Raw genomic sequence first — 26,446 nt, 5'->3', positions numbered from 1 at the left:
AATTAACCTAAAAGATGATGGAATTAACTGAAAAGAAGATAGATATATTTCAATTGCTGATTCAATTAATCCTGCATCCTCTCATCCACCATCTGCTTCCCAAACTGCCCCTTCACCATATCTTCCATCGGCGGATTATGAAGTCCCATCCGCACATCGCGATAATAGCGCTGCATCGGGCTTTTTGCCGACATGCTCTGTGGACCGACAATTCTCATCGCTTTTTCTACAATGTCAATTGCGGCATTGGTTACATGCACTTTTGACGAACTGAGCAGTGCGCGCACGTCCTCTTTATTATCAGCACGTTCATAGGCTTCTGCTGTATGATACATTACCTGTCTTGCACTGAGCAGCTTTACCTGCAGATCGCCTAGCTTTTCCTGTATATTCGGCAGGCTCCCAATTGGTTCACCGAGTGAGGCAGGTTCATAGGAAGACGCAAACGCTGAGGCATCTTCAAGTGCAGCCGCTGCAATACCGATATAGCATGCCGGAATATGAAGCAGCCAGCTCATTGGTGGTTTCGCACCTGCTTCTTTTCCATCCTTGAGCATATACATGTCAGGAACCTCTACCTTTTCAAGAACAAGATCGTGACTCGCAGTCCCGTGCATCCCTATGCTGTCCCAGGATTCACGGATCGATACCCCTGTTGCATCCGCCGGAATGATAAACGTTGCCACCTGCTCCGTTCCTTCAATCACTGCTGTGACAAATATATAGTCAAGCATCGGCGCAAGAGACGTATATGACTTCTCCCCTGTGATTTCAAAACCGTCAGCCGTCTTCACTGCTGTGGTTTTTGGCAGTGCACCTCTCGCAGGACTGCCCGCTCCTTTTTCAGTAGCAGCTGTATTAACAATGGCGCCATTACTGATTTTTTCTAAAATAAAGTCAGCTGCTTCTTTTTTCCAGTGCCGTCTTTCGCTGAATTCAAGCAGCGTGCCTGTATGCCAGCCGATCGACAGGGCTGTTGCGCCGCTCCCTTTTGCAATCGCTTCCTGGCCAAGCACGAGTTCATAAAGTCCTTTACCCTGACCGCCAAATTCTTCAGGGAGCGTCAGTTTTGAATAACCAGTATGAATCAGTTCATTTATATTCTCTTTCGGATAAGCATTTGGTTCATCAAGTAAGTGTTCGCGCTTTTTAAATGAAGGAATGAGTCTGTTCAATTCAGCCAGCATTCTCTTTTGCGCATCTGTTTTTGTAAAATCGTACACAAACATCACTCCTGCGTTTTCGTATAAGTTTACAGGACACTGTTTCTATAACCAACCGATCTGCTCGGGGAAATGGGACGGATGTGTTGTCAGCGTAGAAGCAGGTCTGACCCGCCTCTACGCGTGATGAGCAGCCGCTTTCGATTCTCTGTTCAGCATTTTCTGCAATGTCATACGGCTTTGCGGAAGTGACAGATTCACGATCGTTCCTGTGAAAAAGGCAATCAGGATGGTGCCGATTCCAACCGGTCCTCCAAGCAGCCAGCCGATGACCAGCGCAACTAATTCGATGCTGCGGCGCACCTTGGACAAATTCCAGCCCGTTTTTCTGACAATCATCATCATAATGGTGTCACGCGGTCCTTCACCAAGATCTGCAGATACATAAATGCCCACACCATAGCCCATTACAACAATCCCTGCGAGTAAAATGGCAATTGCGCCCGGCAGCGACTGTGGATCAGGAATCAGCCAGTTGAAGAAATCAATGAATACTCCGATTAACAGCATATTCAAAATGGCTCCGATGCGTGGCGGCTTTTTCGTCACAGCAACAGTACATGCGATAATGAACGCACCGACTAAGATCGCCCATGTTCCGACTGTCAGCCCGAGCTGCTGGAACAAACCAACATGCAGGACATCCCACGGACCAATGCCGAGCCGCTGCCCTTTAATTGTCATTGATATGCCCAGTCCAAGCACGACAAGCCCAATGAGGAAGAAACTCCAGCGCAGCGTTTTTTCTCTCTTATTCATTCAGATCCTTCTTTCTATATGACGGGTAAAACCCGTTACGGTATTTTCACTTAGACTACTTTAACATATTTGGTGGGGGTTTTGGGATGGGGTGTTTGGGCTGGGTTCGGGTTGGTTTGACGAAAAAGTGGGGATGTTCGGAGTAAACATGCTGGTGTACGGCATAAAACCTGCAAGGTTCCACGCATAATGTAAATAGACTTACGCCTACACCCAACCACCATTCAATCCACAAAAAAATCCGCCCTGCTAAGAGGACGGATTTCCATTCGTTTTTATAATGTAAAGCCTGCCGGTGCGTCTTTTACAACAACAATGACTTTACCTTCATCCAGTTTTTCTTCTAACGCTTCAGCTTCTGAGGCCGTGAATCCAAGATGCTGGAACTGATCACGAAGCTCATCGCCTTTTTTGTTAAAAATGTTTTTAGCTTTTGATGCAAATCCGCCAGGTGTATTTGCGTCGGCGTTATCTGCGATTCGTTTTGTGCGGTCATCATCATGTGTCACGACATAGATCGTATCTTCGTTAACACCTTTTGCTTTAATGGAGCCAATTGCATTTACTACTTCCTCATCATTTGTGAACTCTTTGTAAAATAGACTCATGCTTATCTCCTCCTGGTTATTTGCTGTAAATTGCTCTACAGAACAATTCTACCCGGCTTCAGAAACAGTTAAACGTTTGAAAGTTTTTTAAGTCAGGTCTGCAAACGTTCCACCCGTGATCTGACAAAGGTCATGCGGGTTTATTTCAATTTGTTTACCAATCTGCCCTGCGCTCACGAGAATCGTTTTCCGCTCTTCTGCTGAACGGTCAATAAATGTTGGAAACTGTTTTTTCATACCGATCGGAGAGCACCCCCCTTTTATGTAACCGGTGATCTGCTGAAGACTTTTCATCGGGATCATTTCAATCTTTTTTTCACCGGCTGCAGAAGCGGCTTTTTTCAGATTCAATTCCCGGTGAACGGGTATAACAAAAACAAAATATTGTTTTGAAATGCCTTGTGCTACCAGCGTTTTGAATACTTCTTCCTGTTCGCGGCCGATTTTCTCAGCTACTGACACTCCATCAGTCAGACCATCCTTCACGTTATATTCAGTCGTATTATGGAAAATACCTGCTGCTTCTAGCATTCGCATCGCATTTGTCTTACCTTTAGCCAACTTTACACACTCCTTTTGCGTTTTCTGATTATTTTTATTTTACACGAATTCAGCTAAACTGTTTTACAATATTCAATTCAGGCTCTATGATTATTTTGGATAGCGAAATATTTATTATAAAGTAGAACCGGGTCTGCCCCCCCTCTACCTCGACCAGTATCTACTTTCACAAAATAAAAGAAACAATGAGGTTATAACATGACAGATATAAAAGAAGTTCCAGACAGTCAGAAGAAAAAGCTGACTTTTTTAATTTGTTTGATCCTGGCGTTTACAGTGATGAATGGGACAATGTTCAATGTGGCGGTTCCGGATATTGCTGCGGATTTTGAATTATCTCCTTCTCAGGTGAGCTGGGTGCTGACGGGTTACATTCTCGTTTTTGCGATTGGCTCGCTGATGTATGGGAAGCTTGCTGATTTATTTGCGATCCGGACGTTGTTTACGATCGGGATTTCATTATTTGCGATTGGTTCATTAATTGGTTTCTTATCACCTAACTTTCCGACGCTGATTGTCGCGAGAATATTCCAGGCAATGGGTGGTGCGAGTATTCCGGCGCTGTCATTTATTATTCCAGCGAGGTTTATGCCATCAAGCCGCGGTAAGGTATTTGGGTATGTGGCATCAACTGTTGCATTTGCTTCGGGTGTAGGACCAATTGTTGGCGGTCTGATCGGAGGCGTGCTGGATTGGCGCTTTTTATTCATTTTATCCATGATGTCCGCTTTATCGATCCCGCTTTTCAGAAGATGGCTGCCTGAGGAAGAACGCCGCCAGGGCAGTATTGATATTCCCGGGGCAATTTTAATTGCGATTACAGTTGCCAGCCTGCTGTTTGTCATTACGACTTATACGCTGTGGGTGCTTGGTGTGACAGCTGTTGCGGGTGGATTGTTTGTCTGGTGGACGCTGAAGGCGAAAAATCCGTTTATTCAGCCCGCTATCTTGAAAAACAAACGTTACACAGTCACTGTATTGACGAGCTTCTTCGGGACGTCATGCCTTTTCGGACTGATTTTCATTATTCCGATTATGCTGCGTGACCTGAATGCACTTTCGACAATCGGAATTGGACTTGTACTGTTTCCCGGTGCGATTATTTCAGGGTTTCTCGGTCAGGTTGGCGGACGCGTGATTGATAAGCGCGGCGGGGTGCCTGTAGTCATCACTGCACTGCTTTTAATTGCAGGCGGATGTCTGCTGATTTCAACTTTTGCCGGCAGTCAGGCATGGATCATTTCAGTCTGTATGCTCGTTGCTTACCTTGGCTTCCCGCTCGTTCAGAGTTCTACTGCTGATATCCTTTCTTCAACGCTCAGCCGCGAGGAAAATGGTGTTGGGATCGGACTGTTTAACCTGCTGAACTTTATGGGTGGTGCGTTTGCGAGTGCGATCTTTGGCGCGGTGCTTGAGATTCAGGGCGTGACACTACGTCTGAACCCGTTCTCTGCAGGCGGAGAGAACATTATTTACAGCAACCTGTTTCTGGTGCTGACACTGCTTGCGACTGCAAGTGTTGTATTCTTTACGATTTTTTATAAAAGGGCTTCTGCTAAGCATGTGGAAGTGAGTTAAATATTAGTTAGGCGGTACAGTTAACTCCGTTCTTACTCAAAAAGCGTTTCCCTCCACTCACGGAGAGAAACGCTTTTTCTTATAGTTTCAGGTTCTTCAGTGCATCAGCAAGTGCTGTATTCACTGGTTCGTCCTGATCCTGCTTTTTCATATATTTCTTTACATCCTGCTTACCTGCTTTATTTTTCTGATTTTCCTTGCGGCGTTTCTGGAAGGCATCCATCTTTTCACGGTAGCCGCAGACGCAGCTGAATGTCTGCGCATCACCTTCACCGCGAAGGTCCATCTTCTTTTTACATTTCGGGCAGCGGGCATTCGTTTTTTTGGCTACGTTTTTACGATGGCCGCATTCACGATCCTGACAGACGAGCATTTTACCCTTTTTACCGTTTACTTCAAGCATCAGCTTACCACAGTCAGGGCAATGCGTGCCGGTCATATTGTCGTGCTTATATTGCGCTTTGCTGTTTTTAATGGAACGTACTACATCTTTAGAGAACTGGGTCATTTCAGTCATAAATGCTTGCTGCTTCAACTTGCCATCTGCAATTGCAGACAGTTTCTGCTCCCATTCTGCTGTCAGTGCAGGTGACCGCAGTTCCTCAGGGACCAGGTCAAGCAGCTGGCGTCCCTTTGACGTGAGGAAAATATCATTGCCGCGCTTTTCGATTAAAAAGCTGTTGAATAACTTTTCAATAATGTCAGCGCGTGTCGCAACGGTTCCAAGTCCTCCTGTTTCACCGAGCTTTTCAATCAGCTCTTTTTTCTCCCCCTGCATATAGGCTTTCGGATTTTCCATGGCTGACAGAAGTGTAGCCTCGTTAAACCTTGCCGGCGGCTGCGTTTCGCCTGTTGTAACGCTCACATGCTGAACGTTCAGACGGCTGCCTTTTTCTACATCTGGAAGCGCAGCATGCTGCTCTTCTTCACTCTGTTCAAGCTCTTTAAAGCCGATTTTTATTGGAATATTCCCTTTTGCAGTGAATGTTTCCCCGCCAATCTCAGCTGTTACAACTGTCTGCTCATATTCGTATGGCGGCATCAGTACAGCCATGAAGCGCTCTGCGATCAGGTTATAGATCTTCCATTCTTTATCATTCAGTTTTTCTGTCCTGAGCGTTTCTTCAGTCGGAATAATCGCATGGTGGTCTGACACCTTTGCATCATTAATAAAGCTGCCTGCTTTGACCGGTTTTCTCAGAAGCTTCACCACGTGCTGGGCATAAGGCGGCACCTTCATACCTTTTAGGCGGTCAGAGAGCGTTTCAGTCATATCAGATGTCAGAAAGCGTGAGTCTGTTCTCGGATATGTCACAAGCTTATGCTGCTCATACAGCTTTTGCAGCACTGAGAGTGTTTCTTTTGCTGAAAAGCTGAAGCGTTTATGTGCGTCCCGCTGCAATTCAGTGAGATCATACAGCGGCTTTGGATACGTCTTTTTCGGCGTTTTCTTTACTTCTTTAATCACTGCATCATGGCCTTTTATTTTCGTTAAAAGGCTGTCTGCTTTTTGCTGATCAAACGTTTGATTGGTTTTTCCATCTGTCCATTTCAGCGTCAACCCGTCTGCTTTTGCCTGCAGTCCGTAAAACTTTTTCGGCTTAAACTGATTAATCTCCTCTTCACGCATGGCGATCATGGCAATCGTCGGCGTCTGTACGCGGCCTGATGAAAGCTGTGCGTTGAATTTGGTTGTCAGCGCACGTGTCGCATTGATTCCGACGATCCAGTCAGCTTCAGCACGGGCAACAGCTGAATGATAAAGCGGCTCATAGCGCTTACCGTCTTTCAGATTCTTAAAGCCCTCACGGATGGCTTTGTCTGTGACAGATGAGATCCAGAGGCGTTTGACCGGCTTATTCACTTTCGCTTTTTCAAGAATCCAGCGGGCAACCAATTCACCTTCACGCCCCGCATCTGTAGCGATGACAATCTCTCCGACGTCACCTCTCGTCAGCTGGCTTTTCACTGACTGAAATTGCTTGCCTGTCTTCTTGATCACAACAAGCTTCATTTTTTCAGGAAGTATCGGCAGATCTTCAAGGTTCCATGATTGATACTGGTCACCATAATGATCAGGGTCTGCATGAGTCACTAAATGACCGAGCGCCCACGTGACAATATAGTTGTCCCCTTCAAGATAACCGTTTCCTTTTTTGTGACAGTTCAGCACGCGTGCAATATCGCGGCCAACTGAAGGCTTTTCAGCCAGTACGACTGTTTTTTTCATGATTAAATCCGTCCTTTATTAGTTTCATTCTGTAGGTGAGTATAACATATCCTAGCGTCCTGAGTGACTGCTCACGCTGCCCCAGTGGTTGTGTGATGGATTGCGACTGTTGTATCTCCGCTCCCGACGGCACGATACACCCGGATTGAAGGTCGTATCCGCGCAGCCTGAGGTCATGTCCAGCCTCACGATGGTCTCTTACCTGCACAATCGCACCACCAAAAAAATCCGGAAAGCGCTCATACACGCTTCCCGGATTCCATCAGTTATTTCTCGTTTTGTTTCTGCTTTGCTTTTTCTGCTTCTTTCGTTGAAGATGTCAGTCTGATCAGCGTATCTCCGGGATTAATCACTTCTTCCCAGTCTTTAACGAACGGTTCAAAATGCCCCGTCTTATTTAATACACCGATTAACAGATCATCACCGTTGATTTCTTCTTTATATTGTTCAAATGAATATTGTTCAGTAATTTGTGTGCGTCTGAAAACATGTCCGCTTTCAACGCGTCTGATCAGTTCCTGAAGTGTTGCTTTTTCGTCAAACAGAATGCGTCCGCCCACAGTATGACGAAGTCCTTCAAGATCAGCATCATGGTTCTTTTCCATAGAAACCTGGAACAGATGCTTACGCCCGATCGACGGCGTAAATGTTGAACAGACGAGCGCATTATATGAATCAAGAGAAGTAGCTGCAATAATCGCTTCATAAGGTGTCATATCAAGCTTATATTCTGTCTGCTCGGATAATAATTCACCGTGGAACGTCGGTACACCCCTTTGTCTTGCAGGTGCCAGGTTGCGCCAGGTTGAATCAACCAGAATCACGGGTACTTTCACTTCCTGCAGAATAGCTGAAAGCCCTCTTGTAAAGGCATTACCACCTACAATAATCATGCCAGGACGATCATCATTAGCAAGCTTCAATTTCTTTGCTACCCAGCCAATAGAGAAACCGTGTGCGACTACTGTTGAGAAGACGAGTGCAAATGTCAGTGCTGTTAAAATCTCTGCATCTTCAAAACCAGTTTCAAGCAGGACAGAGGCGAAATATCCTGATACTGTCAGGGCCACAATACCACGTGGCGCAATCCATCCAACAAGTGTCCTCTCCTGCCAGGACAAGTCTGTCCCGATTGTGGAAAGCCAGATTGAGAGAGGTCTTACGATCAGCAGCATCAACACGACATAACCGATAATTCTCGGATTAAAGATCTCAAGCAGCGTTTCCACCTGAAGGGACGCTGTCAGCATGATAAATATGGTTGAGATCAGCAATACTGAGATATTTTCTTTAAAATGACGCATATCGCTGATTGACGAGATGTGCATATTTGCCATCGTCATCCCCATCGCTGTAACAGATAACAGACCCGTTTCGTGCATGACTTCATCTGCTATGCTGAAACAGAATAATACAACTGCAAACAGAACAGGTGACTTCAGAAATTCAGGGATATATCCTTTTTCAAACATCCAGCCCATTCCGCGGCCGAGGACCCACCCGAGCACAGTGGCAAACGCCGCTGCTCCAAAGAATAATAACAGATTCGTAAATGTAACTGCTTCATCTACAAAGAACAGAATAATCTGGAATGCAAACAGTGCAATCAAGACGCCAAACGGATCAACAATGATCCCTTCCCACTTCAGAATTTTGGCGGGTCTCGGCTTCAGTTTTGCCTGCCTGAGCAGCGGCAAAATAACTGTAGGTCCTGTCACAATAAAGAGTCCCCCGATGACAAATGCTACAGGCAGTGACAGACCTGCTATGTAGTGCGCTGTCAGAGAGCCGAGAATCCAGGCAAGAAACGCACCGAATGTGACGATTCTGAATACAGGCCTTCCGAGATCTCTGATTTCACGGAAATCGAGCTGCAGGCTTCCTTCAAAAAGAATAATGGCAACAGCCATTGAAATAATAGGGCCGTACAGATCACCGAATTCCTGTTCCGGATTAATAAACCCGAGTACAGGTCCCACGATAATTCCTGCCACCGACATTACAACGATTGCAGGCATACGGATTCTCCATGATAACCACTGGGACAGAATACCGAGAAAGACGACCAGCATCGCCGTAAATAATAAGGAATTAAACAACTCCGTGACACCACCTTTTAGCTTCAGACTAATATGCATATACTTTACCAGTATTTTTGTTTTTTAAGAAGAATTAAGTCTCTGATTCTCCTCTTTTTGTATTCTCAATTACACCTGATTTGTAAATGGCTACTTTTGGAGAATAGCTGTTCAGTGCTTTTTCAGTCATCGCCAGTGCCAGCTGTGAAGCTCTGATCCCTTTATAAGTTTTAAAGGGCCCCATCATCGCCCAACCAGCGAATGCAATAAATTTTGAAGCAGCCGATTCTTTTACACGAAACTCATCCGGGTCAGTCAGCAGAATGGATGGACGGAAAAGGTGCAGGGAAGGAAGGTTAAGCTTTTTAAGCTGCATTTCATAAACACCGTAAAGCCTGTTCAGCTTTAAGATCGAGCGGGGGTTCGCTCCCATTGAAGAAAGTGCAAGATATTGCGAGACATTGCTTTTTTTAGCTGCTGCTGCCGTTTTCAGCGGGTCAAACCAGCTGTCATGTCTGTCAGGCTGCACACAGCAGAACACATCATCCACGAGGCCGAAATGACCTGCCTCAATATATCTGAAATCTATCAGTCGCTCGGATATTTTTTCATGATTAAATGTCATTCTTCTTTCAGAAAGGACAATGACTTCATTATATACGCTGCGTGAGCATAATTCCTTAATCAGTTCACGGCCTGTTGCCGTGTGTGAACCGATCACTGCCGCAGTGCGGGTCTTCATCTCAATCACCGCCTTTCTTAGTATATCGACATCTGAGAAGACATCTAAACTAATTCAGGCAGGTTGAATGTGCTATATATAAGCTCTGTTAAAGCCGGCCGTTGATTTCCGCTTCAGGGGGAACGCTTTCCGCAGGGCGTGCGGTGAGCCTCCTCGACGCTGCGCGTCTGCGGGGTCTCACCTGTCACGCTTCTCCTGCTGGAGTCGTCCCCCTTCCGCTCCAATCAACAGCTGTGCTAAAACAATATCGGCCCTTAACATAGCCTCATATAAGCGTTCACTCAGATGAAGAAGGTCTTGTGCAGTTGATTTGTACACAAGACCTTCTTCTCTTTTACATTTATTGATCCAGCAATTTAACACTTACCTTTACATCAAGCTCCTGTTCACCGCCGCGGTACACGCCCTGTAGGGGACTTACATCCGCATAGTCACGGCCCACGCCGATCCGGATATGGTTTTCCAGCGCTTCGACATTATTAGTCGGATCAAGTCCTACCCAGCCAATTCCCGGTACCATGACCTCCACCCACGCGTGAGTGGCAGCGTCCCCGACAAGGGCTGAATCTTCCCCGACGTACAGATAGCCGCTGATATAGCGGGCCGGAATACTGCGGGCTCTCAGAATACCAATCATGACATGGGCATAATCCTGACAGACGCCCTTTCTGCCTACGATTGATTCTGTTGCTTTTGTATTCACATCTGTCGCTACCGGATCATATGAGAAAAGGTCATAAACATATTTCATCACGTCGAGTGAAAAACGGACCGGGTTTTCAGTGTTTCCAATCTGATTGACCACTTCATTCACCTGGTCTTCTGTTACATAGGTGTAGGCAGTCTGGTTCAGAAACGGTAAATACTGTTGTCTGAAAATATTTGAATGAAAAATTGATTTCATTTCAGGTGAATAATCAATTCTTTCTATAAAAGGACTACGCTGAATACTGATGGTTGAAATCGTCTTTACTTCAAGCGCCTGGTGAATTTCCGCGATAAAAAATGATTCTACATTGTTGCCCCAGATATCCTGATATTCCTTTGTAAGTGCAGTAGGTGTCAGCTCTGTTCTGTAAGCCAGCAGCCTCTGACACTCATCTGTTCTCGGCTTCAGGCGGATCTCATTCATACTCTGGTCAACTTTTGTAGCATAATTAAACGTGTTTGTATGAGTAATTTCATACTTCATAGGACTTCCGCTCCCTCGTGTTGTCAGTTTCTCTTTTTCAGCCTTACCCTTTCAAGTTGTTTTGGAAGGCTCGACAAGATAGTAAGTCTCAGAAAAAATCCGTCCGATATCATTACATTTGTTCTGGAAGTCATCTAAAAATGCACTGATGCCTTCATCTTTCAGCGAACTGATCTTACGTTCGTCAAATTCATCAATCATTAAATCAAGCGCTGCATATATTCTCCATGAATAATGTGAGACACGTCCGCCTTCAAGTGAAATCACAGATTCTCTGATATGGTCCATACAATATTGTATGGATCTCGGGAATGAAAAGTCCGAAATCAGGAATGTAAGAATGTCTTTTTCATTCATTCTTGGCGGATACTGCTTCAGATATTCTTCATAACCGTTGACGAGCTGCAGCGCTGAACGCCAGTAATAATAATTCGTGCCGTCAGCTTTTTCTCTGTCAGCAGTTGAGCGGTCGTTGAGCACGTTCAGAATGCGCGCTGTTTTCTCACCGCGCTCAAGCCATTTTGCAACATTGAAAAACCTGTAAGGCACGCCTCTAGTCATCATGGAATCGACAATCCCATGCGAAGTCAGTGCTGCAATTTTGACTCTGTTTAAAAATTGCTGAATATCTCTCAGCGAACCTTCTGATATTCTCATTTCAGTCGTTTCAAGGTAAAGGTTGTTCCATACTTCAAAAAGATCGTTCGGAATACTGTCTCGTGTCGTACGTGCATTTTCACGAGCATATTTAATACAGCTCAGAATGGAATTTGGATTATTTTCAGCAAATGCAAGATAATCAATCAGATGATTCGTGCTCATCTTCGGGTACATCCGGTTGAAATCCTCTACGGACCCGCAAATTTCAAGTACCGTTTCCCAGTCATGACGGGCGAGTGTTTCTTCGGAAGAGGCTTCAAGCATCTGAATCAGCTGAACCCCAAGCACCCGCGCATTATTTTCTGCCCGCTCAATGTTTCGTGACATCCAGTAAAGTGAATCAGCTACTCTGCTCAGCATGATTGTCTTCGCCTCCTTTCAATACCCATGTATCTTTACCGCCGCCGCCCTGTGATGAATTCACGACAAGCGATCCTTCCTTCAGTGCTACACGCGACAGTCCGCCAGGTAAGACATGCGTTTTCTTGCCCCGCATGACAAATACGCGGAGGTCTACATGGCATGGATAAAAACGTCCATCCTGAAAAGCAGGTGCGCGTGAAAGTTGAATCGTCGGCTGTGCAATATATTGATGTGGCTCCTCTTCAATTTTCTTTCTGAACCGGTCAATTTCTTCATTCGTCGCATGCGGTCCAATCAGCATATCGTAACCGCCTGATGCACCTACGTTTTTTACGACAAGCTGATCCAGATTTTCAAGCGCCCATTTACGCTGTTCAATATTTCTCATAAAATACGTATCTACATTCGGGATAATCGGATCTTCCTTCAGATAATAACGGATCATTTCAGGGACAAATGCATACATCGCTTTGTCATCTGCTACTCCATTTCCAACACCATTCAGGATTGATACATTACCTTTTTTATAAGCACTCATCAGTCCCGGAACACCCAATGCTGAATCCTTATTGAACACCTGGGGGTCAAGGAATTCATCGTCAATGCGGCGGTAGATAATATCAACCCGCTGCATTCCTCTGATTGTTTTAACATACACAATATTGTCTCTGACATGAAGATCGCGCCCTTCTACAAGCTCGATCCCCATCTGCTGCGCGAGAAATACGTGATCGTAATAAGCGGAATTATACATCCCGGGCGTCAGCAGCACAGCACGCGGCTCATGCAGACAGTTGATTGGGCAGTGGTCAAGCACGGCTTCATGCATGTGCGACAGCTGATGTTCGAGTGAATGTATGCTGTGACGGTTGAAAAACTCCGGGTAGACCTGTCGCATCACATAACGGTTCTGATAGACGTAAGACATGCCTGAAGGATTTCTCAGGTTGTCTTCGAGCACGCGGTATGTACCCTCCTGATCACGGATCAGATCAATTCCCGCAAGAAATATATGATTTTTCAAAGGCACATCGATGCCAGTGACCTGCTTTTTAAGATAATACGGATTCTGTTCAACGAATTCTCTCGGAACCACACCGTCTTTTACGATTTCAGCATTATGATAGATATCATCAAGAAACATGTTCAGTGCCTCAACGCGTTGCTTCATCCCTTTTTCAATCATCGTCCACGTCTCAGGCGGCATAATAATAGGAATGAAATCAAACGGCATTGTACGTTCAGTGCCAACATTATCGTTATAGACAGTGAAAGTGATTCCCTGCCTTAAAAAACTGAGCTGGGCTGTTTCATGCTTTTCTCTCAGTTCCGCTTCACTGAACTGGTCCATTACTTTATGAAAATCCTGATAGTGAGCCCTGGTGGATCCGTCGTTTTCGAGCATTTCATCAAAGTTCCGGTCTGACTGATATGGCTTAAACATTGCCCTGTCCCCCTTTTTATGATCATTCTTAAACATCTCTATGAAACTTTTTCAACATTTGAAGATTAAATTCCTCTAAATTTTCAGAAAATACTTTAATCTTTACCCTTCTTTTGTCACAGGTAAGCATTGTGCAGTCAGGTTTTGGAGAATAAGATGGAGATTTGTTAAAATAAGTGAACGGAGGGATGAGTAAATGACACAAAATGAAATCAAGAATAGAATTGCAGAGTTAAAAATGGAATATATCCGTGCACAGGATGACCTTGAAAAGCTTGAATCAGTAGGCCGTGACGGCGAATTCGCTCAAAAGAGACTGACTGGCATTGAAGAGGAATTATCAGAACTGAGAAAGCTTGAGGAAGAATAAAAAATTCCGGATACATTGGATTGTATCCGGAATTTTTTCAGGCATGAGCGCCTGACTCCCGCAGTTTTGCAGGCGGTGTTTTCTGAAACAGACTGACCCGGTCTTTCCAGACGAAAAAGAGTGACAGCAGGAATGCCAGTCCATCAGCAATCGGAAAGGCAAGCCAGACACCGGTTAATCCTAAGAAGGTCGGGAGGAGTAATACAAGTGGAATCAGGAAAATGAGCTGCCTTGCCATGGAAAGCACAAAGGAGATTTTCGCTTTACCAAGTGCCTGATACAGTCCACCTGTTACCATTTGGAACCCGATAATCGGTACAATCAGGAAGATAAACCGCATTGCTTCTTCCCCGCCTGAAATCACTTCAGGATCTGTTGAAAATACAGACATCATTGCACCAGGGAATAACATCGTTACAGCCCAGACAAAGATCGCCATGACAGTTGAAATCCCAATACCGAGTTTGAGCGTTTCACTCACTCTATAGTGCAGCTTCGCACCATAGTTATATCCGATGATCGGCTGCATACCCTGTACAATGCCAAACATCGGCATAATCGCAAACATCATAATCCGGTTGATAATCCCGAAAATAGCCACTGCAGATTCGCCGCCATAGATAACAAGCATCCAGTTCACTGCAATAAACATTAAACTCCCTGCAGTCTGGCGTACAAAAGTTGCGGAGCCGATCTGTGTAATCTCACGCACCACACGCCAATCCGGAAGCAGGCCGATCCATCTTAACTCCAGCGAACTTTTTCCTGCACGGAAGTATAAATACAGCCAGATCGCTCCGACAGCCTGAGAAATGACTGTCGCAATCGCGGCACCCGCCATTCCCATATCGAGTGCAAAGATAAAGATTGGATCCAGCACGATGTTCAGGCCTGCTGAGATCACCATCGTCAGCATCGCCATTTTGGCATTCCCTTCAGAACGGACGACGTTATTCATCGACATCGCAAACGCCTGGAAGATTGCGCCGTATAAAATGATTGATAAATATTCCGCTGCATAAGGGAGAATATCTGCCGTTGCACCAAATGCAATCAGAATAGGTTCAAGAAATACCAGTGCAGCGATCACCATAATCACACTTAAAAAGCCTACAAGCCAAATTACATTCCCGAAAATCTTATTCGCTTCATCCATCCTGTTTTCACCGAGCCGCCTCGAAATAATGGATGCTCCACCAATCCCAATCGCTGCTGCAAAAGCAGTAATGATCATCTGCAGCGGGAAGGCAATAGAAAGTGCCGCTACTCCGACTGTACCGATCCCTCTTGCAATAAAAAATGTATCAGCAATATTATAAAAAGCCATGACGAACATACCGATGAACGCCGGCACAGAAAATCTGATCATTAATGAAGGGATTTTTTCTGTTCCAAGTCTTTCACTCTGCTGTTTCATTTGATTTCACCTCTTCCATACTTTCAACCTCTTTAACCGCGTTACCTGCCATACGTTTCAGCAGTTCAATCGCAGTCTGTCTTTCTTCATCACTGAATCCATGAGTCAGCGTCTCGGTCCAGTGCGTCATTTCTTTTTTAATAACCGATTCGATGCCTTTTGCTTTATCAGTCAGGAAAATTAAATTCGCTCTTCTGTCTGATTCATGCGGTTTCCTGATCACATAGCCTTCTGTTTCAAGCTTGCGGATTGCACGGGCCACAGTTGCTTTGTCAATGTTCAGCTCCCCTGCCATGTGCTCCTGTGTGACGCCATCCTGCTCAAACAGGATCATTAGAAACTTAATTTGCCCCTGACCAATTCCGTATTCGGCAAATGTTTTACTTAAAAAAATATAACTGTACCGGTGGACTGTAGACAGCCAGCGACCGGCAATATGTGCTTGTTGCATATTCTCATCTCATTTCGTTTTTAATCACTGAGAAAGATTATAATCAATTTTAGTTGCATACGCAACCTTTCAGCTTACGAAATTAATTACACTGGCAGGAAGAGGTTACATCCTTTATGATGGAGGAAGACTTTTATTTTGGAGGAATACGATGAGCGTATTAACAGTAAGCAAGCTGTCCCATTCATTTGGTGACCGCACGCTTTTTAAAGACGTTTCTTTCCGGTTATTAGCCGGTGAACATATTGGACTTGTCGGTGCAAACGGTGTTGGTAAATCAACGCTGATGAATATATTAACGGGTGAACTGATCCATGATGAAGGCAAAGTGGAATGGCTGCCCGGCACACATTACGGCTATCTGGATCAGCATACACAGCTGACGCCCGGCCGTACGATGCGCGAAACATTAGGAGATGCCTACCTTCCCCTTTTCAAAAAGGAAGAAGAACTGAATGAAATTACTGGTAAAATGGCCGATGCTTCTCCCGAGGAGCTCGAAACACTTCTTGAGGAAATGGCTGAAATTCAGGATGCACTTGATGCAGGTGATTTCTATACACTTGATATTAAAATCGAAGAAGTGGCACGCGGCCTGGGACTGGATGCAATCGGCCTTGACCGTGACGTTGCTGCCTTAAGCGGCGGTCAACGTACAAAAGTGCTACTCGCTAAGCTGCTTTTGGAAAAGCCGAAAGTACTGTTGCTGGATGAGCCGACGAACTACCTTGACGTTGAGCATATCCGCTGGCTGTCGATGTATCTGAAGGACTACCCGAATGCTTTTCTATTGATCTCTCATGATACGAACTTTATGAATGATACAGTTGATATTATTCTTCATCTGGAGTTTGCCCGTATGAACCGCTATACGGCAAGCTATGATAAATTCATTGAGCTGGCTGAGCTTCATAAGAATCAGCACCTGCAGGCGTACGAAAAGCAGCAGGAATTTATCAAAAAACAGGAAGACTTTATCGCTAAAAACAAAGCACGATACTCAACAACAGGACGCGCAAAAAGCCGTCAGAAGCAGCTTGATAGAATCGAGCGGATTGACCGTCCTGAAACAGCAGCCAAGCCAACTTTTGAGTTCAAGGAATCCCGCGGAAGCAGTCGTTATGTCGTGGAAGCTGAGAACCTTGAAATCGGTTATGATGAGCCGCTGCTGCCGAAAATGACGCTTGAAATCGAGCGCGGTGAAAAAATTGCCGTCGTCGGTTGCAACGGTGTTGGTAAATCCACACTATTGAAAACGATTATGGGCAAGCTTGATCCTCTGGGCGGAAAAGTCATTCACGGTGACTTCCTGTACCCGTCTTATTTCGAACAGGAAATGAAGCCAAAAGCAATTACACCGATTGAAGACGTGTGGAGCGAGTTCCCTGGAATGGATCAGCATCAGGTGCGTGCAGCGCTGGCAAGATGTGGACTGAAGAATGAGCATATTTCACGTCAAATGAATCAATTATCCGGCGGTGAGCAGGCGAAAGTGCGCCTGTGTAAGCTGATGATGCATGAAAGTAACTGGCTGCTGTTTGATGAGCCGACAAACCATCTGGACGTAACGGCAAAAGAAGAGCTGAAGCGTGCGATGAAGGCATATAACGGGACGATTGTACTAGTGTGTCACGAACCTGACTTTTATGAGGATTGGGCAACGAGAACGTGGAATGTGGAAGAGTGGAGCGAGAAGGTGAACGCTTAAGGGGGGCTCTGGAGATCGCTGATGATTTCCGGGCAGGACTGCGCTTTCCTGCTTGAGGCCGAGAGGGACGGAAGAATTCTGTCACCTTTTGAGATTTATCTATCAGCTTTTGGATTATTGCATCAGGTATTCAGTTATTTAAATGTGTGGGCAGTGGCCAGGCATTTTATCTATGACCATTTGAATTAATTGTATCACCCATGTGATTAATTCCATCACCTCTAAATAGGATTCGGCCCTCCCCACTCCCAGAGTAAGAAAAAATAAGCAGAGCCGCGGCTCTGCTTATTTTTTCTGTCCTAATTCTTTTACTCTGGCTGTACAGCTTTCCATCGCTTCCAAAATAGAACCTCTGAAACGGTGCTTCTCAAGCGCTTCTGTCGCAGCGATCGTGGCGCCGCCGGGTGAAGTCACCTGGTCTTTTAGTTCACCGGGGTGCTTGCCTGTTTCTAACACCATTTTTGCTGCACCAAGAACAGCCTGGGCTGCGAGGCGGTAAGCCTGATCACGTGGTAAGCCCTGCCGCACTCCGCCGTCTGCCATTGCTTCGATCATCATATAGACATAAGCCGGTGATGAGCCGCTGATCGCAGGGATCGAGTCCATCAGATCTTCAGAAATCACTTCAGCTTTGCCGAATGAACGGAAAAGCTTGAGGACAGTATGAAGTTCTTCATCAGTCACTTCTCCATTTGTGCTGATCGCTGACATGCCTTCTCCTGCAAGTGACGGTGTGTTTGGCATCGACCGGACGACTTTCAGTTTCTTTTCAGCAAAAGCTGAAATATCTGCTGTTGTCAGGCCTGCTGCAATCGTGACCACGACCGTTTCTTCTGTTAAATGAGCTTTGACTTCCTGCAGAATCTGACGATGAAGTCCCGGTGCAATCCCCAGGAACAACAGATCTGCTTCTGCTGCAACTTTACTATTGTCTCCAGTTACTTCAATACCGAACTGATCTGATACTTTTACTCTCGTTTCTTTCGTGGTTGCACTCGCAATAATTAAAGACGGATTGACTGTTTTTGAACGGATCATTCCACCAATCATTGCCTGTGCCATTTTGCCACATCCGATAAAACCGATTTGTGTCATATTGTCCTCCTACTTTTTCTTTCTCGAGCTGATATATAAAATGCCTGCCGTAACGACTGCAATTGTGACAACTATTAAAATCAGCGATGTGCTGAATAACGGAAACCCTTCCATTGTCCATCTCCCTTTCGTTCGTGACTCGTTTTGTTTACTATCTCATATTTTCCCTGAAACCTCTATCTGAAACGCGGCCTTATTTGAGAGAAAGACAGTTGTAAGCTTCATTGCAGGTATGACTTTCATAACCTGCCATATAAAATTTACAAACAAAATACCATCACACTCTTGCGCATATAAGCATATGCCTATATACTAATCAGCGGATAGAAAACAGGGAGGTGTGAGCCATGCTCGCAAAAGAAGCAATGTCGATTGATAAAGCCTCTACAGCTTTAAAGCTGATGGGTGATAAAACGCGTCTGACTATGCTGCGCATTCTTGCTGATCATGATTGCTGCGTATGTGAATTCGTAGAAATCTTTCAAATGAGTCAGCCTTCAGTCAGTCAGCATGTCCGGAAAATGAAGGATATCGGCATGATCAAGGAGCAGCGAAAAGGACAATGGATTGTGTATTCGCTGAATGATTCCTTTGAAGGCTATGATATGATCCACAGTATTTTAGAACAGCTGCCGGCGCAGGATCATCACCTGAAACAGCTGATCGAAAAAGGCAAGCGCGTTTCCTGCAACTAATTTCAAAGGAGCTTCTCAATGGATATATTTTTAGCAATATTGATCTTTCTTATTACATTAACACTCGTGATCTGGCAGCCTAAAGGCCTTGGCATCGGCTACTCCGCCATGGGTGGTGCTGTGATCGCCCTGATTTTAGGCGTTGTGTCCATGCAGGACGTTGCTGATGTAACAGCGATCGTCTGGAACGCCACATTGACTTTCGTCGCACTCATCATTATTTCATTGATTTTAGACGAAATCGGTTTTTTCGAATGGTCTGCGCTGCATATGGCACGTTTTGCAAAAGGCAGCGGGATCAGAATGTTTATTTATGTGACATTACTCGGCGCACTGGTTGCAGCCTTCTTCGCAAATGATGGCGCTGCCCTGATTTTAACGCCAATTGTACTTGCCATGGTGCGAAATCTTAATTTTAAAGAAACAATGATTTTACCATTCATTATGGCCAGCGGATTTATTGCGGATACAGCTTCCCTGCCGCTGATCGTCAGTAACCTTGTGAATATCGTTTCAGCTGACGTGTTCGGCATCGGTTTTGCAGAGTACGCAAGCCGGATGATCATCCCGAACTTCTTCAGTATCGGGGCAAGTATTTTAGTACTCTGGCTGTTTTTCCGTAAAAGCATTCCGGAAAATTATGATTTATCTCAGCTCCGTAAACCACAGGAGGCGCTGAAGGATCCTAAAATGTTCCGTCTGTCGTGGGGCGTACTGGCGATCTTGCTTGCAGGCTACTTTACAAGTGAGTTTGCGGAGATTCCGGTTTCCATTATCGCCGGTATCATCGCGATTATCTTCTTGCTGATTGCAAGGAAAAGCCCTGCTGTGAATACGACCACTGTTGTAAAAGACGCACCCTGGGCAATTGTGTTCTTCTCTATCGGTATGTATGTTGTCGTGTACGGACTACGTAATGTTGGACTGACGAGCCTGCTTGCTGATGTTCTTGATGCAACAGCTGACCACGGACTGCTCGCTGCCACAATGGGAATGGGCTTTATCGCAGCCTTCCTGTCTTCGATCATGAACAATATGCCAACTGTGATGATCGACGCGCTTGCGATTCAGGAAACAGCTACAAGTGGCGCAGTAAGAGAAGCATTGATCTATGCAAATGTCATCGGTTCTGACCTTGGACCAAAGATTACACCAATCGGATCACTGGCAACGTTATTATGGCTGCATGTGCTGAGCAAAAAAGGCTTTAACATCAGCTGGGGCTACTACTTTAAAGTTGGTATCATCCTTACCATTCCGACGTTGTTTATTACGTTGTTTGGGTTGTATGTATGGCTGCTGATTATTTTGTAATAAACGCATGGTAGTAGCGGTATCACTTTTTCTCTAAAACCGACTGTGTGTACATTTCGCAGGTTTACTCACTGTATATTGAGTGAATTTCAGCTGTTCCTCGTAGTGGAGGGCGGAGACTCCCGCCCCAGGAAGGGACAGGTGAGACCCCGCAGAGCGCAGCTCGAGGAGGCTCACCGCCCGGGGGCAGGAAAGCGCAGCCCTCCACGGAGAGGGACAGCGATCTTAACACATCACAAAATTTAAGGAGTGTTTCTCATGTCTAAAAAAACATTATATTTTCTATGTACAGGTAACTCTTGCAGAAGTCAAATGGCTGAAGGCTGGGGTAAAAAATATTTAAGCGATGAATGGAACGTATTGAGCGCAGGCCTTGAAGCGCACGGATTAAACCCGAATGCTGTGAAGGCAATGAATGAAGCCGGAATTGATATTTCAAACCAGACTTCTGACACAATCGACCCTGACATTCTGAACAACGCAGATCTTGTCGTTACACTTTGCGGACATGCTGCTGACCACTGTCCGGTCACTCCACCACACGTAACACGTGAACACTGGGGCTTCGATGATCCGGCTAAAGCAGAAGGCACCGAAGAAGAGAAATGGGCTTTCTTCCAGCGTGTACGTGATGAGATCGGTTCAAGAATCAAGACATTCGCTGAAACAGGCAAATAATACACTGGATATCAATCCCATCAAACAGCATGACACTTGCGTTTCCCGGCTTTTTCTTACATGATGAATGTATAAGCAAAATGAGAAAGGAAGACATTCATGATTATTACAGATGAAGCAAAGGAAGCATTTAAAACGTTATTTCACCAGTATGAATCTGAAAATATCCGCGTTTATTTTGCAGGACAGGGAGAAGGCAGTCCTGAAATCGGGTTATCGTTTGATGTACCTGAAGATAATGATGTCATTCAGACCATTAACAGCATCAAGGTAGCGATTGATCCACAGATTTTATTTGTTGCAGAAGAATTGACACTTGATGTTCAGGATACGCCTGAAGGCCGGGGCATTGTGATTACCGGAGGGCCTGAACAGATTATGTAATATAAGTTAGTCAGAAAATCATCCGGGACACATGTGCTCCGGATGATTTTTCAATTTCATTATTTCTCTTCTTTCATCTCTACAATCTTTACATTGCAGCAACTTTCTTCTCAGGCTTGATGATTGAAATGAATTTTTTCAACATGATATACCACCCCCTTTAAATGAAGTAAAAGATAAATCCTGATACAGAAGCCATTGTTAAAACAGATAAGATAAATACAGCAACAAGCTGGATATTAAATATAGATTTCAGCAATACGACTTCCGGAAGGCTCGCTCCTGCTGAACTGATCAACAGTGCCATAATCGGCCCGAGCGCCATACCCTTTAACAACAATACCTGTGAAATCGGGATCATACTTGAAAGCCTGATGTACAGCGGGATTCCAAGCAATGCAGCGAGTGGGATGAGCCACCATGCCTGATGCCCAAAATGCTCAGCAATCCATTCAGCCGGTACCAACCCGTGAATACCTGCACCAATCGCAGCGCCAATGATCAAAAACGGAAAAACCGACTTCATCATCTGACCTGTTTCACTGAGCGCCTTCTTTACATCCCATTTTTTATGGGTTGATTGATAACCTTCTACCATGACCGGCTTCACATACTTTTCAAAACCAAGACATTCAAGTGTAAAGCCTAAAACCACTGAGAAAATAGCTGTTACTGCTGTATAGATGGCAGCGGTTTCCCATCCGAGTATGACACCCATCAACGTCAGAATGGTTGGATCAAGCAGCGGTGACGCAAACAGAAACACCATTGTCAAACCGAATGGTACTTTATTCCGGAGCATGTTAACTACAACCGGAATTGTTGAACACGAACAAAATGGTGTGATAAATGCAAACACAATCGCAAACGCCCCCGCTTTCCATTTAGACCTTGTTCTCAGATAGTGTTCTACTTTCTCATATGGAATAAATGACTGAAGTAATGAAAGAACAAATGAAATAACAACGAACAAAACAGTAAGTTCAAGTGCAATCCATAAAAATGATTCAAACAATATTCTCACTCCTTATATCAACTTTTTTTGATAAATAAATCAATTTTATTTGATGTATTGATTAAACCGAAGCATTTATCTGCTCCGATTATTCACAGCACTGCTCATCGTTTCTGAATAAACAGCATAATGAGGGTGACAGCACTTCATTGATTCCCTCATCTTTTATAGAGTAATAATTCCATGTACCTTTCTTCTCTACATTCAAAAAACCTGCATCAAGCAGCTGCTTTAAGTGATAGGAGAGCTTTGACTGGGACATATCAATGTGTTCTGCCAGATCACAAACACATAGCGAGCCGTGCTGCTGAATCAGATGAAGGATCTCAAGTCTTTTGTGGTCAGCTAAGGCTTTAAATTTCTTTTCATATTTTACAAACGTTTCTTCAGTCGGGACAGGAATTTGAGTAGTCATTGAAAAACTCCTTTACATCAAATTTATTTGATATTTAAATCATATGCTCGGTAAATTCTTTTGTCAATCATTAAATCAAATTTTTTTGATCATTAAACTGTAAGTAACTGGTTTGTCATAAAAAACTTCGGGTATAAAACCTTTATCTGAATACAGGAGGTTTTATGATGTCACATCGCATTGAAGTTGAAAAAGGGGTATCACTATTTGTAGAAGATATCGGAGAAGGTCAGCCGGTTATTTTCATTCACGGGTGGCCTGTGAATCACCGTATGTTTGAATATCAAATCAATGAAATCGTGAATCTCGGATACCGCTTTATCGGAATTGATCTGCGTGGATACGGACAGTCTGATAAACCGTGGAGCGGCTATGACTATAATCGGAAAGCCGACGATGTAAAAGCAGTCATCGATCATCTGGGACTTGAAAATGCAGTATTAGCAGGCTTTTCTATGGGTGGCCCCGTTGCTCTCAGATATATGGCGCGTCACCAGCAACACGGGATTTCCAAGCTGATGCTTCTTGCACCTGCTGCACCGCGTTTTACAAAAACAGAGGATTTCCCGTATGGTATTGAAGCCAAGGAAATTGACGGGATGATTGAAAGTATTCAAAAAGACCGCCCGGCATTTTTAGAGGAGTTCGGTGGTATGTTCTTCCACCAGGAGCAATCAGACGCTTTCAAACACTGGTTTGGCACACTCGGTCTGCAGGCATCTGCCCATGGAACCATTCATTCTGCTGAAGCCTTACGGGATGAAGATGGCCGCGATGATATTGGGCATGTAACCGTACCTGTCCTGCTGTTGCATGGTACTAACGATGAGATCTGCCCGATTGATTTCTCTGAATACCTGCAATCTCACCTGAAGGATGCACAATTAGTGAAGTTCGAAGAGAGCGGTCACGGACTGGTCTTTGAGGAAACTGAAAAGCTGAACGGAGAGATCCTCCAGTTTTTACGAGGATAATCAAAAAAAGCCCTGCCTGCGCAGGGCTTTTTAACATGTATTAAGCTTCCACAACTGAATATTCACGCTCCAGTTTCTTCTTCAGAAATTTCGCAAGCTCGAGCATGCCATAGGTGCCATGCGCTGCTTCAGCATCTGCATTGTAATTCGTGTTTGTATTAATGTCATATACATAAATCTCACTGTCAGCATCCTTAATAAATTCAATACCTGCTACGGCAATATCATTTTTAGATAAAAAGTATTCAAGCTGTGTAATCAGTAAAGGTTCATTGAAATCTTTTACCACCTGAAACTTCGGCTTCTCTTCTACTTCTTCACCAACCGGGCAGAATAGATCATTAATCTGGCACGCATCCGCCGGGCAAAGCTCAAAGCCTTCAGAAGTGTCCACACGAACTGCATAGACAAACCTTCCACCTACAAACTCACAGCGTGTAATGTATGATTCAGGCGATTCAATATATTCCTGAATGAGCGTAATGCCGTCAACCGGCAGCTCAAAATCATCACTGTGCACATATTGCTTCAGCGCATCAATCGAGTGAAACAGCTGAACACCCAGTCCTTTACCGGCGCGGTTGTGCTTTGTAATGAATGAAGGCTTATCAAGCTTCTCTGCCGCTTCAATAATCTGCTCACGGCCAACTGCTGCAATCGTATCAGGGGTTTTAATCCCGTTTAGCTGAAGGGCTGTATACTGGTTAACCTTACTGACCTCAAGACGCAGCGCACGGGAACCGTTCAATACCGTTCTTCCGTGCTGTTCCAGCCAGGCAATCACTGACTCAGTCAATTCCGGTGCAAAGCGGTGACCGCGCGTGTGGGATGAAGCACTCATTCTGCTGTAAAAAATCCCTTCAGGCGGCTCCTCTGTCAGATCAACAATGCCCTGATCCAGATGCCAGACTTCATAAGGCACATTCAGTTCATCCAAACGCTTCGTTAAATGAATCGTCCACTCATCGTTTTCATGCAGTACATACGCTTTACTCATGCTGTTTTCCCCCTAAATGTTGATTTCCTGCTGAATCTTTCGCTTTTTTTCTACCAGTGGCATCACTTTTTCAGAGAAACGCTTCATCTCTTCAAGCTGTGGTGAGAATTGAAGCAGTAACAGGTCCAGTCCGGCATTTTCAAATGCAACAATCCGGTCGGCAATCTGTTCAGGTGTGCCGATTAGATTCGGTCTGAGTCCGCGGTTGGATACGGAGTAGTCCATCAGCTTTACCTGCTGTTCAAGCTGTGACTTGCTGACAAAATCGTTGTAACCTGCATAGCCACTTACATCTTTTACATCCGTAATGCGCTCTAGCTCAGCCTGCACCTCTTCTTCAGTGTCACGGCAAATAATAAAGGCTGCCATTCCAAATGAACCAAAAGGATCTTTCCCGGCTGCTGCGCGGCGCGTTTTCATATCGGAAATCTTCGTTTCAATCTCTTCAAGCGTACCGCCGTGCATCACATATGAATCACAGTGTTCAACGATTGACTGCTTACCACGCGGGCTCTCTCCGCCTGCATACAAGATCGGGTTCGGACGCTGAACCGGCTTTGGCTCAAGCTTTGTATTTTCAATATCATAATATTTCCCTTTGAAGCTGAACGTTTCTTCAGACCATAACCCTTTTAAAATTGTCAGAAACTCATCCGTACGTTCATAGCGCTCATCGTGTTCTGTAAAAGCGCCGCCGTACTGCTTTGCTTCCTCAGCCCACCACGCAGATACAACATTCAGCGTAAAGCGGCCATTTGAAATATGATCAATATTTGAAGCCATTTTTGCAGCAACAGCAGGATTATGGAATCCCGGGCGGATAGCTGTCATGATTTCAATTTTTTCAGTGACAGCTGCAAGTGCGGCTGCAGTGGACCAGGCTTCAATGGAATCCCGTTCAGGCCCTTTTATATCGTTCAGGTACAGTTCAGCAATCAGTGTGGTATCGTACCCCCACATTTCTGCTGACTGTATCACTTTTTTCGCATAGTCAAATGTTGGCGGCATGTTTTCATCTTCTACATTGCGCAGCCATCCGCCAAAGATCGGAAGCCAGAAACCATATTTCATCTTGATCCACTCTCCTTATGTGCTGGTTAAAATAAAAAAACTCCCTCTGCGACAGACAGAAGAAGAACCTTTTTACTCCTGTCTTATCTTTCAGGCGACTTCACCTGATGGATGTAGCACCTTTCTGACTAAGTCAGCGGTTGCCGGGCTTCACAGGGCCATATCCCTCCACCACTCTCGATAAGAGCTATTCACTTTAATACGCTAATCCTATAACATCACTTGGATTTAGTCAATACTTAATGTGTGAATTTTCTAATCTATTCTATAGACGAAATATAATGAACCGTTACGCTGCGCTTCGGGCGGATGCTTTCCGGACGGAGGTTGCTGAGCCTCCTGATATGAACAAAACTGTCAAGAGTGCTGCTCCCAACCCGGTTTGGATCTTTTTTAGTCCGCCCTTAAGAAACGAAGCTTTTTC

The 26,446-nt window shown here is 44.9% G+C and carries 26 protein-coding genes and 1 riboswitch; of the genes, 9 read left to right on the top strand and 17 right to left on the bottom strand.

What is annotated here, in order from left to right:
- Positions 1-65 precede the first annotated feature (65 nt).
- The 4 genes from JOD21_RS14605 to ybaK form a co-directional block, all read right to left on the bottom strand.
- Complete coding sequence (locus JOD21_RS14605; protein ID WP_239581625.1) at positions 66-1,187, bottom strand: acyl-CoA dehydrogenase family protein; 1,122 nt, start codon at positions 1,185-1,187, stop codon at positions 66-68.
- 153 nt (positions 1,188-1,340) lie between these two features.
- Positions 1,341-1,982: a YczE/YyaS/YitT family protein gene (locus tag JOD21_RS14600; RefSeq protein ID WP_204730330.1), complete on the bottom strand. Its 642-nt coding sequence runs from the start codon at positions 1,980-1,982 to the stop codon at positions 1,341-1,343.
- 275 nt (positions 1,983-2,257) lie between these two features.
- Positions 2,258-2,590, bottom strand: coding sequence for a YflT domain-containing protein (locus JOD21_RS14595; protein ID WP_204730329.1), 333 nt, complete (start codon positions 2,588-2,590; stop codon positions 2,258-2,260).
- Between the two features lie 87 nt (positions 2,591-2,677).
- Entirely contained in the window at positions 2,678-3,151 is a 474-nt protein-coding gene (gene ybaK, locus JOD21_RS14590; RefSeq protein WP_204730328.1) for a Cys-tRNA(Pro) deacylase, read from the bottom strand.
- A 198-nt stretch (positions 3,152-3,349) separates the two neighbouring features.
- Here ybaK and JOD21_RS14585 point away from each other — a divergent pair, with 198 nt between their 5' ends.
- Positions 3,350-4,729, top strand: a complete 1,380-nt coding sequence (locus JOD21_RS14585; protein WP_204730327.1) for an MFS transporter — start codon at positions 3,350-3,352, stop codon at positions 4,727-4,729.
- Positions 4,730-4,808: 79 nt separating this feature from the next.
- Here JOD21_RS14585 and JOD21_RS14580 read toward each other — a convergent pair whose 3' ends face one another.
- The 6 genes from JOD21_RS14580 to JOD21_RS14555 form a co-directional block, all read right to left on the bottom strand.
- Entirely contained in the window at positions 4,809-6,959 is a 2,151-nt protein-coding gene (locus JOD21_RS14580) for a DNA topoisomerase III (protein ID WP_204730326.1), read from the bottom strand.
- Positions 6,960-7,225: 266 nt separating this feature from the next.
- Positions 7,226-9,058, bottom strand: coding sequence for a cation:proton antiporter (locus tag JOD21_RS14575; protein WP_204730325.1), 1,833 nt, complete (start codon positions 9,056-9,058; stop codon positions 7,226-7,228).
- Between the two features lie 73 nt (positions 9,059-9,131).
- The gene (locus JOD21_RS14570; RefSeq protein ID WP_204730324.1) at positions 9,132-9,779 is read right to left on the bottom strand and encodes a Rossmann-fold NAD(P)-binding domain-containing protein; all 648 of its coding nucleotides are present in this window, start codon (positions 9,777-9,779) and stop codon (positions 9,132-9,134) included.
- Between the two features lie 340 nt (positions 9,780-10,119).
- Positions 10,120-10,971 carry a transglutaminase family protein gene (locus JOD21_RS14565; RefSeq protein WP_204730323.1) on the bottom strand — a complete coding sequence of 284 codons (852 nt, stop codon included), beginning with the start codon at positions 10,969-10,971 and terminating at the stop codon, positions 10,120-10,122.
- A 51-nt stretch (positions 10,972-11,022) separates the two neighbouring features.
- Entirely contained in the window at positions 11,023-11,991 is a 969-nt protein-coding gene (locus tag JOD21_RS14560) for an alpha-E domain-containing protein (protein WP_204730322.1), read from the bottom strand.
- Positions 11,972-13,438, bottom strand: a complete 1,467-nt coding sequence (locus JOD21_RS14555) for a circularly permuted type 2 ATP-grasp protein (protein WP_204730321.1) — start codon at positions 13,436-13,438, stop codon at positions 11,972-11,974. Before JOD21_RS14555 ends, JOD21_RS14560 begins: the two co-directional genes overlap by 20 nt.
- Positions 13,439-13,634: 196 nt before the next feature.
- On the opposite strand from JOD21_RS14555, the gene JOD21_RS14550 reads away from it, so the two are divergent.
- On the top strand, positions 13,635-13,808 hold the full coding sequence (locus JOD21_RS14550) for an SE1832 family protein (RefSeq protein WP_204730320.1): 174 nt from the start codon (positions 13,635-13,637) through the stop codon (positions 13,806-13,808).
- Between the two features lie 37 nt (positions 13,809-13,845).
- On the opposite strand, the gene JOD21_RS14545 is transcribed toward JOD21_RS14550, so the two are convergent.
- Both JOD21_RS14545 and JOD21_RS14540 read right to left on the bottom strand, forming a co-directional pair.
- Entirely contained in the window at positions 13,846-15,225 is a 1,380-nt protein-coding gene (locus JOD21_RS14545; protein ID WP_204730319.1) for an MATE family efflux transporter, read from the bottom strand.
- Complete coding sequence (locus tag JOD21_RS14540) at positions 15,209-15,676, bottom strand: MarR family winged helix-turn-helix transcriptional regulator (protein WP_204730318.1); 468 nt, start codon at positions 15,674-15,676, stop codon at positions 15,209-15,211. The genes JOD21_RS14545 and JOD21_RS14540 overlap by 17 nt, the downstream gene beginning before the upstream one ends.
- Before the next feature lie 151 nt (positions 15,677-15,827).
- On the opposite strand from JOD21_RS14540, the gene JOD21_RS14535 reads away from it, so the two are divergent.
- Together JOD21_RS14535 and JOD21_RS14530 are read left to right on the top strand one after the other, a co-directional pair.
- Positions 15,828-17,384, top strand: coding sequence for an ABC-F family ATP-binding cassette domain-containing protein (locus tag JOD21_RS14535; protein WP_204730317.1), 1,557 nt, complete (start codon positions 15,828-15,830; stop codon positions 17,382-17,384).
- Between the two features lie 21 nt (positions 17,385-17,405).
- Entirely contained in the window at positions 17,406-17,573 is a 168-nt protein-coding gene (locus JOD21_RS14530) for a hypothetical protein (protein WP_204730316.1), read from the top strand.
- Positions 17,574-17,669: 96 nt separating this feature from the next.
- Here the strand turns inward: JOD21_RS14530 and proC are convergent, their stop codons facing one another.
- Positions 17,670-18,479 (bottom strand): pyrroline-5-carboxylate reductase, encoded by an 810-nt coding sequence (gene proC, locus JOD21_RS14525; RefSeq protein ID WP_204730315.1) that lies wholly within the window; start codon positions 18,477-18,479, stop codon positions 17,670-17,672.
- Positions 18,480-18,826: 347 nt separating this feature from the next.
- Here proC and JOD21_RS14520 point away from each other — a divergent pair, with 347 nt between their 5' ends.
- The 4 genes from JOD21_RS14520 to JOD21_RS14505 all read left to right on the top strand — a co-directional run bounded on the left by JOD21_RS14520 (position 18,827) and on the right by JOD21_RS14505 (position 21,550).
- Positions 18,827-19,174: an ArsR/SmtB family transcription factor gene (locus JOD21_RS14520; protein ID WP_204730314.1), complete on the top strand. Its 348-nt coding sequence runs from the start codon at positions 18,827-18,829 to the stop codon at positions 19,172-19,174.
- Between the two features lie 18 nt (positions 19,175-19,192).
- Positions 19,193-20,488: an arsenic transporter gene (locus tag JOD21_RS14515; protein WP_239581621.1), complete on the top strand. Its 1,296-nt coding sequence runs from the start codon at positions 19,193-19,195 to the stop codon at positions 20,486-20,488.
- 258 nt (positions 20,489-20,746) lie between these two features.
- Entirely contained in the window at positions 20,747-21,166 is a 420-nt protein-coding gene (gene arsC, locus JOD21_RS14510) for an arsenate reductase (thioredoxin) (protein ID WP_204730313.1), read from the top strand.
- A 99-nt stretch (positions 21,167-21,265) separates the two neighbouring features.
- Positions 21,266-21,550 (top strand): iron-sulfur cluster assembly accessory protein, encoded by a 285-nt coding sequence (locus JOD21_RS14505; protein ID WP_204730312.1) that lies wholly within the window; start codon positions 21,266-21,268, stop codon positions 21,548-21,550.
- Between the two features lie 160 nt (positions 21,551-21,710).
- Here JOD21_RS14505 and JOD21_RS14500 read toward each other — a convergent pair whose 3' ends face one another.
- Both JOD21_RS14500 and JOD21_RS14495 read right to left on the bottom strand, forming a co-directional pair.
- Complete coding sequence (locus JOD21_RS14500; RefSeq protein WP_239581620.1) at positions 21,711-22,565, bottom strand: permease; 855 nt, start codon at positions 22,563-22,565, stop codon at positions 21,711-21,713.
- Positions 22,566-22,653: 88 nt separating this feature from the next.
- Positions 22,654-22,980: an ArsR/SmtB family transcription factor gene (locus tag JOD21_RS14495; protein ID WP_204730310.1), complete on the bottom strand. Its 327-nt coding sequence runs from the start codon at positions 22,978-22,980 to the stop codon at positions 22,654-22,656.
- 167 nt (positions 22,981-23,147) lie between these two features.
- Between JOD21_RS14495 and JOD21_RS14490 the strand changes: the two genes are divergently transcribed.
- Complete coding sequence (locus JOD21_RS14490) at positions 23,148-23,954, top strand: alpha/beta fold hydrolase (RefSeq protein WP_204730309.1); 807 nt, start codon at positions 23,148-23,150, stop codon at positions 23,952-23,954.
- Between the two features lie 40 nt (positions 23,955-23,994).
- Here JOD21_RS14490 and JOD21_RS14485 read toward each other — a convergent pair whose 3' ends face one another.
- Both JOD21_RS14485 and JOD21_RS14480 read right to left on the bottom strand, forming a co-directional pair.
- Positions 23,995-24,951 carry an ATP-grasp domain-containing protein gene (locus tag JOD21_RS14485; RefSeq protein ID WP_204730308.1) on the bottom strand — a complete coding sequence of 319 codons (957 nt, stop codon included), beginning with the start codon at positions 24,949-24,951 and terminating at the stop codon, positions 23,995-23,997.
- A 12-nt stretch (positions 24,952-24,963) separates the two neighbouring features.
- On the bottom strand, positions 24,964-26,022 hold the full coding sequence (locus JOD21_RS14480) for an LLM class flavin-dependent oxidoreductase (RefSeq protein ID WP_204730307.1): 1,059 nt from the start codon (positions 26,020-26,022) through the stop codon (positions 24,964-24,966).
- Between the two features lie 80 nt (positions 26,023-26,102).
- Positions 26,103-26,209: riboswitch (SAM riboswitch) on the bottom strand.
- Positions 26,210-26,446 lie beyond the last annotated feature (237 nt).

Origin of the sequence: Jeotgalibacillus terrae (assembly GCF_016908195.1) — a bacterium.
Classification (GTDB): domain Bacteria; phylum Bacillota; class Bacilli; order Bacillales; family Jeotgalibacillaceae; genus Jeotgalibacillus; species Jeotgalibacillus terrae.
Note: the sequence above shows the minus strand (reverse complement) of the source record. Positions and strands in the feature narration are given on the sequence as shown.